This window comes from Streptomyces sp. NPDC029122, from assembly GCF_055569445.1.
The window spans coordinates 172,271-180,202 of the sequence record NZ_JBVHWK010000011.1; the positions used below are offsets into that span (position 1 = coordinate 172,271).

At 74.0% G+C, this 7,932-nt stretch carries 11 protein-coding genes; 7 read left to right on the forward strand and 4 right to left on the reverse strand.

Annotation, left to right across the window (positions count from 1 at the left end; all coding sequences use genetic code 11):
• Positions 1-75: 75 nt before the first annotated feature.
• Positions 76-1,083, forward strand: a complete 1,008-nt coding sequence (locus ACZ4WZ_RS16225) for a hypothetical protein (RefSeq protein WP_467890499.1) — start codon at positions 76-78, stop codon at positions 1,081-1,083.
• 114 nt (positions 1,084-1,197) lie between these two features.
• Here the strand turns inward: ACZ4WZ_RS16225 and ACZ4WZ_RS16230 are convergent, their stop codons facing one another.
• The 4 genes from ACZ4WZ_RS16230 to ACZ4WZ_RS16245 all read right to left on the reverse strand — a co-directional run bounded on the left by ACZ4WZ_RS16230 (position 1,198) and on the right by ACZ4WZ_RS16245 (position 3,990).
• Positions 1,198-1,530: a hypothetical protein gene (locus ACZ4WZ_RS16230; RefSeq protein WP_467890502.1), complete on the reverse strand. Its 333-nt coding sequence runs from the start codon at positions 1,528-1,530 to the stop codon at positions 1,198-1,200.
• A gap of 100 nt (positions 1,531-1,630) precedes the next feature.
• Positions 1,631-1,846 carry a hypothetical protein gene (locus ACZ4WZ_RS16235; protein ID WP_382637860.1) on the reverse strand — a complete coding sequence of 72 codons (216 nt, stop codon included), beginning with the start codon at positions 1,844-1,846 and terminating at the stop codon, positions 1,631-1,633.
• Positions 1,847-1,883: 37 nt separating this feature from the next.
• Complete coding sequence (locus ACZ4WZ_RS16240; RefSeq protein ID WP_467890505.1) at positions 1,884-2,756, reverse strand: arylamine N-acetyltransferase family protein; 873 nt, start codon at positions 2,754-2,756, stop codon at positions 1,884-1,886.
• Positions 2,757-2,847: 91 nt separating this feature from the next.
• Positions 2,848-3,990: an NADH-quinone oxidoreductase subunit D gene (locus ACZ4WZ_RS16245; protein WP_388933650.1), complete on the reverse strand. Its 1,143-nt coding sequence runs from the start codon at positions 3,988-3,990 to the stop codon at positions 2,848-2,850.
• A gap of 31 nt (positions 3,991-4,021) precedes the next feature.
• Here ACZ4WZ_RS16245 and ACZ4WZ_RS16250 point away from each other — a divergent pair, with 31 nt between their 5' ends.
• The 6 genes from ACZ4WZ_RS16250 to ACZ4WZ_RS16275 all read left to right on the forward strand — a co-directional run bounded on the left by ACZ4WZ_RS16250 (position 4,022) and on the right by ACZ4WZ_RS16275 (position 7,849).
• On the forward strand, positions 4,022-4,513 hold the full coding sequence (locus ACZ4WZ_RS16250; RefSeq protein ID WP_467890508.1) for a PH domain-containing protein: 492 nt from the start codon (positions 4,022-4,024) through the stop codon (positions 4,511-4,513).
• Positions 4,510-5,877 (forward strand): PH domain-containing protein, encoded by a 1,368-nt coding sequence (locus ACZ4WZ_RS16255; RefSeq protein ID WP_467890511.1) that lies wholly within the window; start codon positions 4,510-4,512, stop codon positions 5,875-5,877. Before ACZ4WZ_RS16250 ends, ACZ4WZ_RS16255 begins: the two co-directional genes overlap by 4 nt.
• A 1-nt stretch (position 5,878) precedes the next feature.
• Positions 5,879-6,688 carry a hypothetical protein gene (locus ACZ4WZ_RS16260; protein ID WP_467890514.1) on the forward strand — a complete coding sequence of 270 codons (810 nt, stop codon included), beginning with the start codon at positions 5,879-5,881 and terminating at the stop codon, positions 6,686-6,688.
• 80 nt (positions 6,689-6,768) lie between these two features.
• Entirely contained in the window at positions 6,769-7,101 is a 333-nt protein-coding gene (locus tag ACZ4WZ_RS16265; RefSeq protein WP_467890517.1) for a hypothetical protein, read from the forward strand.
• A gap of 19 nt (positions 7,102-7,120) precedes the next feature.
• The gene (locus tag ACZ4WZ_RS16270) at positions 7,121-7,429 is read left to right on the forward strand and encodes a pore-forming ESAT-6 family protein (protein WP_388933662.1); all 309 of its coding nucleotides are present in this window, start codon (positions 7,121-7,123) and stop codon (positions 7,427-7,429) included.
• A gap of 39 nt (positions 7,430-7,468) precedes the next feature.
• Positions 7,469-7,849, forward strand: coding sequence for a DUF6507 family protein (locus tag ACZ4WZ_RS16275; protein ID WP_467890520.1), 381 nt, complete (start codon positions 7,469-7,471; stop codon positions 7,847-7,849).
• The last annotated feature ends 83 nt before the right edge of the window (positions 7,850-7,932 follow it).

Consider the following 7,932-nt stretch of genomic DNA (forward strand, 5'->3'; position numbering starts at 1 on the left):
TGTGGGGTAACTGCCCGGGAACGGATTGCCGGGCGGGTACCCCACGCGCCGCCCACGCCCTGTAAATTTCAGGCCATGCCCCGTGGACGCCACCGCAATCCCGAGCCCCTGCACCGACTTCTCACGCCGACGGCCGTCGCCGGGGTTTCCGTGGCCGGCGCCGGCGCGGCGTGGCTCCTGGCGGAACCCCTCGCGCTGCGCCTGCTCGTGGCCCTCACGGCCGCCGCGGGCGTCGGCGGTGCCGTCCTCATGCGCTCCTGGGACCGGGCGGCCGGCCGCCGGGTGGCGGAGCTGGCCCGCGAGCGGGTCAAGGACGAGTGGAAGACCGACGAGCGGATAGCCGCGCTCGAGTCCGACCTCGAGGAAGCGCGCCTGCTGCGCGCCCGCCTCGACGCCAAGCTGCGCGCCAAGCGCGTCGAACTGGCGGGCCTGCGCGGGGAGCACGCCGCGCTGCTGCGCCGGTACGCGACCGCCGAGACCGAGCGCGCCAGCGCCCTGGAGAAGCGCCGGCTGCTGGCCATCGAGGCCGCCTCGGCCCCGACGGGCCCCAAGGAGCTTCCGGCGGTCTCCGCGGAGCGCACCGGCGCCGGCGCGCCCACCCCGGTCGGCTACGCCCGGGCCCACGCCGCGATGTCGGCCCTGGCGCGCAAGGCGCAGGAACGGTCCGCCGCCGCCTCCGCAGGCCCCGCGGCCGCCCCCGCCACGGCGGTCGCGCACACCCGGCCGGTCGCGCCCGCCCCGGCGGCGGCCGTCCCGGCCCGCCGGCCGGCCGCGCCCGTGGCTCCGTACGCGGCCCAGCGCCGCACCGCCTCCCGCGTCGAGGGCGGCTTCGACTTCTTCGGCACCAAGAACGCCGCGCAGGCGCGCGCCGTGATCGAGTCCGTGCAGAACGAGGACCTGGCCGACGTGGTCGGCGCCGAGGCCCTCGCCGTCCACAAGGCGGAGACCGCGGGCGGCGAGGCGGAGCCGGAGTTCAAGGCGGCCACCCCCGAACAGGAGGCGGTGGGTCAGGTCATCGACCTGACGGCGCACGACGAGACCGAGCCCATCGACGTGGTCCGGCTCCGCACCGCGATCTCGTAGGCCCTGACCGTTCGGAACTGGCCGTTCGGCCGGACACCCGCTGTGGGTGCCCGGCCGAACGGATTTTCCACAGCCTGTGCGCAACCCCGCGGGTCCGCTTCGGGCCCGGCGGGCTCAGGGGAAGACGAGCACCAGCCCCACCGCGACCAGCTCCAGCACCAGTTGCGCGCCCAGCGGCCAGCCGCGCAGCCGCTCCGGCGCGGCCAGGGCCAGCACCATCGCCACCGCCGCAGCACCGCACAGCACCAGGAAGAAGACCCCGGGGAAGGGCGCGCAGCCGCCGTACATCAGGCAGCGGCCACCCGTCTCGGTGGACAGGACCAGGATCTTCGCCACCACCAGCGCGGGCACGAACAACGCGGCGGCGATCACCGCGCGCACGCGCATCCGCCTCGTCCCGGCGGACGGGGGCGCGGCGACGGTCGGGGGCTGAGGGTTCCAGGTCATGCGGCCATCCTGGCGCGGCGGGCCGGCCGCGGGGATCCGTACGCGTACTCAGTCTCCCCGGCCCCGTACCCAGTACCCGGTACGGCGGTGCCCGGGTGACTCAGAACAGCGGCAGCTGGCCCGGATGCGGCCCGAGGACGAAGCCGTCCAGGGTCGGGGCGGAGGCGCCGAGCACCACGCGGGCCCGGGAACCGGGGCAGGACACCAGGTCGCCCCGGCCGCGCCCGGCCGGAGGGTCGTGGCGGGCGATCCGGCCGGCCGTCACCGCGCAGTCGCGGCCGCAGGCGGGGCAGGCCCGTCGGGGGGAGTGGGACATGCCCCCAGTCTGCCCTGCCGCACCGACACCGAAGCCGTCAGGAGGCCGCCGGGGCCTGCGCCGCCGCCCCGGACGCCAGCCACGCCCGGTGCGCCTCGTCGACCCGGGCCCACAGGGCGTCCCGGTCGGCGGCCGTCAGGTCGTCGAGGCTCCGCCGGAAGGTGCCCGCCACGGTCTCGAAGAACTCCCGCTGCCCGGCCACTTCACGCCGGCCGGTCTCCTTCCCGGCGGAGATCCGGGTCAGGACGCGGCCGCGCATGACGTCGATGCCGTCGGCGCCGCGCCGGAGCAGCGCGAGGGTCCGTACGAAGGGGGATTCCGGGGAGGTCGCCAGCCAGGTGTGCGTCTCCTCGAAGTCGGCCGTCGTGGCGGGCGCGTCGCGGAAGTTCACCCGCGGCGTGCTGCTGGCGGGGGACAGGAAGCTCCAGCCCGGGCCCTCGCCCGCCAGGGGCTCCAGCCGCTCCAGCGCGTAGCGGAAGCCGCCCTGCTCGTACGAGCCCTCGCGCAGCGGCAGCGGCTCGTACGGGCCGTCCCCGAGCCCGGCGTCCACCCAGTACGCCTCCCCGTCCACGCGGACCGTCATGGTCAGGTGCTGCCCGTCGACCACGCGCGAGGCGGCATCGTCCTCGACACCGCCGAGGTGGCGGGTCACGTCGTACCCCAGGTGTTCCAGGAGCGCGGCGAAGGCGCCGTTGAGGTGGAAGCAGTAACCGCCGAAACCCGCCCCCAGCCGCCGCACCGACAGCGCCGGGTCGATACCCGGCGGCCGGCCCGCGTGGATGTCGAGGTTGTCGTAGGCGATGTGCTCCAGGTGGGCGCGCTGGAGCGCGAACAGCCTTCCCGCCGAGGGGGCGCCGGGAGCGGTGATGCCGATCCTGCGCAGGTAGTCCGTGTACGTACCGGTGGTCATGGGGGCACCCTAGGACGCCCCACCGACACCGCCCCGGCCGCCCTCCGCCGGACTGTCAGGTCGCGCGAGGGGCGGAAGCCGGGGGTCCCGGCTACTTGTCGATGTCGCCGACCACGAAGAAGAGCGAGCCCAGGATCGACACCATGTCCGCGACCAGCTGCCCCGGCAGCAGCACCGCCAGCGCCTGGATGTTGTTGAAGGAGGCGCTGCGCAGCTTCAGCCGGTACGGGGTCTTCTCGCCCTTCGAGACCAGGTAGTAGCCGTTGATGCCGAGCGGGTTCTCCGTCCAGGCGTACGTGCTGCCCTCGGGCGCCTTCAGCACCTTCGGCAGCCGCTGGTTGACCGGCCCGGGCGGCAGCTCGGCCATCCGGTCCAGGCAGGCCACGGCCAGGTCGAGGGCGTTGTGCGTCTGGTCGAGCAGCACCTCGAAGCGGGCCAGGCAGTCGCCCTCGGTGCGGGTGACGACCTTCAGTACGTCGGCCAGCTCGCCGTACGCCAGGTACGGCTCGTCGCGGCGCAGGTCGAAGTCCACGCCGGAGGCGCGGGCGATCGGGCCGGAGACCCCGTACGCGTGCACCGCCTCGGGGGACAGCACGCCGACGCCGCGGGTGCGGGCGCGGAAGATCTCGTTGCCGTGGACCAGCTTGTCGTAGACGTCCATGCGGGTGCGGACGTCGGCGATGGCGGCGCGGGCCCGGCCGAGCCAGCCGGCGGGGAGGTCCTCCTTGAGGCCGCCGACGCGGTTGAACATGTAGTGCATGCGGCCGCCGGAGATCTCCTCCATGACGGCCTGGAGCTCCTCGCGCTCGCGGAACGCGTGGAAGATCGGGGTGATTCCGCCCAGTTCGAGGGGATACGACCCGAGGAACATCAGGTGGTTCAGGACCCGGTTCAGCTCGGCGAGGAGCGTACGCATCCACACCGCGCGCTCGGGGACCTCCATGCCGAGCATCCGCTCGACGGCCATGACCACGCCGAGCTCGTTGGAGAACGCGGACAGCCAGTCGTGGCGGTTCGCGAGCATCACGATCTGCCGGTAGTCGCGCGCCTCGAAGAGCTTCTCGGCACCCCGGTGCATGTAGCCGACCACCGGCTCGGCGCTGGCGATGCGCTCGCCGTCCAGGACGAGCCGCAGGCGCAGCACGCCGTGGGTGGAAGGGTGCTGGGGTCCGATGTTGAGCACCATGTCGGTGCTCTCCGCCGCACCGCCGATGCCGACCGTGGTCTCCGTCATGGGCGCATTGTCTCAGTCCTAGGGTGGGCACATGGATACGGGGACGCAGGGTGAGACGGGCCGTCCGCGGTGGGTGGGCCTGCCGGGCGGACTGCGCCGGATCAGGCGGCTGCTGCTGGTGATCTGGACGGTGCCGCTCGCGGTGGCCACGGGCGTGTCGCTGGGCCTGGCGTTCGGGCCGGGGTGGGCGGCCTGCGGGGCGTTCTGGCTCGCGGTCCTGGGCTGGGGGTGGGTGCTGGTGGGGCGGAACTGGCGGTCCTGGCGGTACGCGGAGCGGGCGGACGACCTGCTGATCAGCCGGGGGGTGCTGTGGCGGGAGGAGACGGTGGTCCCGTACGGGCGGATGCAGCTGGTGGAGGTGGCCTCGGGCCCGCTGGAGCGCCGCTTCGGCCTGGCCTCGGTCCAGCTCCACACGGCGGCCGCCGCGACGGACGCCAAGATCCCGGGCCTGGCCCCCGCCGAGGCGGAACGCCTCCGCGACCGCCTGACGGCGCTCGGCGAAGCAAGGTCGGCGGGGCTGTGACCGGCCCCTCCGCGGGAACCCCGGACCGGGACGCCCCGCCGCCGGCGGCCCCCGGCACCCCCGCCCCGCAGGGCAGCGGCGAGCGGCGGCTGCACGTACTGACGCCGCTGCGCCGAGCATGGGTGCCGATCGCCGCCACCGCCGGTGTCCTCGTCCAGCAGGGCGACCGCGTCCAGGAGTGGATCACCGGCCTCACCCCCGCCGTGCGGCTGCTCGTGGTGACCGGGCTGGTCCTCGTCTTCGGCACGTACGGCTTCCTCAGCTGGTGGTTCACCCACTACGCCGTCACCGACACCGAGCTCCGCATCCGCACCGGCCTGCTCTTCCGCCGCACCGCCCACATCCGCCTGGACCGCCTCCAGGCGGTGGACGTCACCCGCCCGATGCTGGCCCGGCTGGCCGGGGTCGCCAAGCTCCGCCTCGACGTCGTCGGCACCGAGGAGAAGGACGAGCTCGCCTTCCTCGACGAACGCGACGCCGTCGCCCTGCGCGCCGAGCTGCTGGCGCGGGCGGCGGGCTTCGCGCCCGCCGAAGCCGTCGCCGTCGGCCAGGCCCCCGCGCGCGAGCTGCTGCGCGTGTCCGTACGGGACCTGGTGGTCTCCCTGCTGCTCAGCCTCGACGTGTGGGCGGCGCTCGCCGCCGGGCTCCTCGCCCCGCTGGCCGTGTGGCGGCTCAGCGACAGCGCCTGGGCGGCGGTGGTCATCCTGGTACCGCTGCTCGGCGCGGTGTGGACCGGCAGCCTCGGCCGCTTCCTCACCGGCTACGGCTGGACCGTCGCCGAGTCCCCCGACGGGCTGCGCCTGGACCACGGGCTGCTGGACCGCGCCCACGAGACCGTCCCGCCGGGGCGCGTGCAGACCGTACGGATCGTGGAGCCGCTGCTGTGGCGGCGGCTCGGCTGGGTCCGGGTGGAGCTGGCCGTGGCGGGCTCCGGGAACGGGGTACTGGTGCCGGTGGCCACCCGCGCCGCCGCCCACGCCCTCATCGCCCGCGTGCTGCCGGGAGCGGACCCGGCGGGCCTGGAGTTCACCCCGTCCCCGCGCACCGGCTCGCGGTGGGTGGTGCCGGTGTGGTGGAAGGGGTACGGCCTGGCCGTCTCGGAGGAGGTCTTCGCGGCCCGGCGCGGGCGCCTGTGCCGGCGTACGGAGATCGTTCCGCATGCGAAGGTGCAGAGCGTGCGCCGCTCCCAGGGCCCCTGGGAGCGCGCCCGGGGGCTGGCCGACCTGCACGTGGACACCGGTGCGAACCAGACCGTCACCGCCCGGCTGCGCGCCGCCGCCGACGCCCGCGACCTGCTGCACGACCAGGCGGTCCGCTCCCGCACCTCCCGCGCGGCGGCCCGCCCCGACCGATGGATGACCTGACATGGCGACGGCCTACGAGCGGCTGCTGGGCACCGATTTCGACGGCGCCCCCGCCGACGACCCCTACGACGTGATCTACGGCGGCTTCGACGAGCCCGCCCACCGCGACCGTGTCCCCGGCCTCACCGCCCTGGCCGCCGATCCCGGCGCGACCGACGGCGAACGCCTCATGGCCCTCGTCGCCCTGGTCCACTGGGCGGAGCCCGCCGGGTACGAGGCCGTCGTCCGGGCCGCCACGACCGACCCCCGCGCCGCCTTCTGGTACGGCTGGTCCATCGACCGCTGGTTCTCGGCGGACCGCAGCTACGGCCTCTTCTGCGAAGGCGCCGCCGACAGCCGCGAGTTGGCCGGGGAGAAGGGCACCTCGGCACTGCGCACCGAGACCCTCCGCGCCCTGGTCGGGCTCGCCGACCGGGAGGGCTTCGACGACCGGCTGGGCGACTGCCTCGACGCGCGGGACGTACGGGACTGCCTGCCCGCGATCCGTACCGCCGTCGAGCGGGGCCTGGCCCGGATGCGGGCCGGCGAGCGCTTCCACTTCGACGTGGAGACCCAACTCGTCGGCCTCGCGGGCGCGGTGACCCTCGTGGACGAGGCGCCCGCCGTGGAGCTGCTGCGGCGGCTCCTCGGCGACGCACCTTCCAAGCGTGCCCTCCGGCACGCCGCCGGCCCCGTCTCCCGCTGCCAGGGTCCGGCCGGCCGGGCCCTGGCGGCCTGGCTGTGGGACGCGGGGGACGACTACGTACGGGAGGTCCTGGGAGAACGGCGACCGGATGGCGGCGATTTTCAGCCAGACGTCAAGGCCGGATGAAACCGTGTTTGTGTTCGCAACGTCCCTTCGGTAGACAGGTAGGCAGGCAAGTGACGGCACAACACGTCAGGGGTGGGTGAATGAAGTTCGACATGGGCAGCACGACGCTGTCCGAGCTGGGCAAGGCCACGACCGGTTCCAGCTCCGACCTCGGCACGCTGATCAAGCTGCTGATCGCGGCGGCGGACCCGCTGGAGGGCAAGTTCAACGGCGTCGGCCGGACCGCGTTCGACTCGTTCAAGCGGCGCTCCGACGCGATCACCGCCGAGCTCAACGGATCCCTGCGGGCCATCCTCGGCGGTCAGGCCGGGATGGACACCTCGTTCACCACCGGTGACCAGGAGCAGGGCGACAACGCCCACCAGAACATGGGCTCCGCCAACTTCGACGCCGCGCGCTTCGGCGCGCGCTGACACCGGGGGACTGTGAGACATGGCTAACCAGGACCGCACCTCGTACGACATCGCCGCCTCCGTGGAGGTCCAGGGCGGACTCGGCGGGATCATCGGCCAGCTGGAGCGCGTGCTCGGCGACCGTGACGCCGCGGTGAAGGCGGCGATGGCCGAGTTCACGGCCGACGGCGTCTCGGACGAGTACCACGGCAAGGAAGTCCGCTGGAACAAGGCGGCGAACGAGGTGCGCGACATCATCCGCCTCGTCCGCACCACGCTGGAGCAGAACGACGCGACCGCGCAGGCCACGCTGGCGAGGGCCAAGGCGGCGGTCGACAACATCGGCTGACGCCGGCCGGGCCGGACACGAGGGACACGGGGGTAGGGCATGAACTGGGACATCAAGCCGTCGGGCGTGCAGGGGGTCGTCAACAAGACGATCACCGCCGCCGAGGGCTTCCAGAAGGCCGGCAAGTCGCTCCAGACGGAGCTGCCGGAGGCGGCGAAGCACGCGGGCACGGTCACGCCGGGCGGCGGCACCGGCGGCGAGGGCGGCGGCATGGGCCCGATCGCCGGCGCGCTGGGTGAGCTCATGAAATCCCACGAGTACCGCCTCTCGTACATCGGAGCCCGGACGGAGGCCTCGATCAACGGTGTCGTCAAGGCCACGACGGCGTACGTGCAGGGCAACATCGAGCAGGCGCAGAACGCGCAGCGCGAGGCCCTGAAGGAGCCGAAGGTCGATCTCCCGGGGGCAGGTCAGAAGTGACCGACCACGTACCGATCAATCCGTGCACGATCCCGCAGTTCACGGGTGATCTGGACGCGCTGGAGCAGGACCGTACGGCCATC

Excerpts from the sequence above, each read along its gene's own strand:
- ACZ4WZ_RS16225 (WP_467890499.1), top strand. The coding sequence starts at position 76 with ATGCCCCGTGGACGCCACCGCAATCCCGAGCCCCTGCACCGACTTCTC.
- ACZ4WZ_RS16230 (WP_467890502.1), bottom strand. The coding sequence starts at position 1,530 with ATGACCTGGAACCCTCAGCCCCCGACCGTCGCCGCGCCCCCGTCCGCC.
- ACZ4WZ_RS16235 (WP_382637860.1), bottom strand. The coding sequence starts at position 1,846 with ATGTCCCACTCCCCCCGACGGGCCTGCCCCGCCTGCGGCCGCGACTGC.
- ACZ4WZ_RS16240 (WP_467890505.1), bottom strand. The coding sequence starts at position 2,756 with ATGACCACCGGTACGTACACGGACTACCTGCGCAGGATCGGCATCACC.
- ACZ4WZ_RS16245 (WP_388933650.1), bottom strand. The coding sequence starts at position 3,990 with ATGACGGAGACCACGGTCGGCATCGGCGGTGCGGCGGAGAGCACCGAC.
- ACZ4WZ_RS16250 (WP_467890508.1), top strand. The coding sequence starts at position 4,022 with ATGGATACGGGGACGCAGGGTGAGACGGGCCGTCCGCGGTGGGTGGGC.
- ACZ4WZ_RS16260 (WP_467890514.1), top strand. The coding sequence starts at position 5,879 with ATGGCGACGGCCTACGAGCGGCTGCTGGGCACCGATTTCGACGGCGCC.
- ACZ4WZ_RS16265 (WP_467890517.1), top strand. The coding sequence starts at position 6,769 with ATGAAGTTCGACATGGGCAGCACGACGCTGTCCGAGCTGGGCAAGGCC.
- ACZ4WZ_RS16270 (WP_388933662.1), top strand. The coding sequence starts at position 7,121 with ATGGCTAACCAGGACCGCACCTCGTACGACATCGCCGCCTCCGTGGAG.
- ACZ4WZ_RS16275 (WP_467890520.1), top strand. The coding sequence starts at position 7,469 with ATGAACTGGGACATCAAGCCGTCGGGCGTGCAGGGGGTCGTCAACAAG.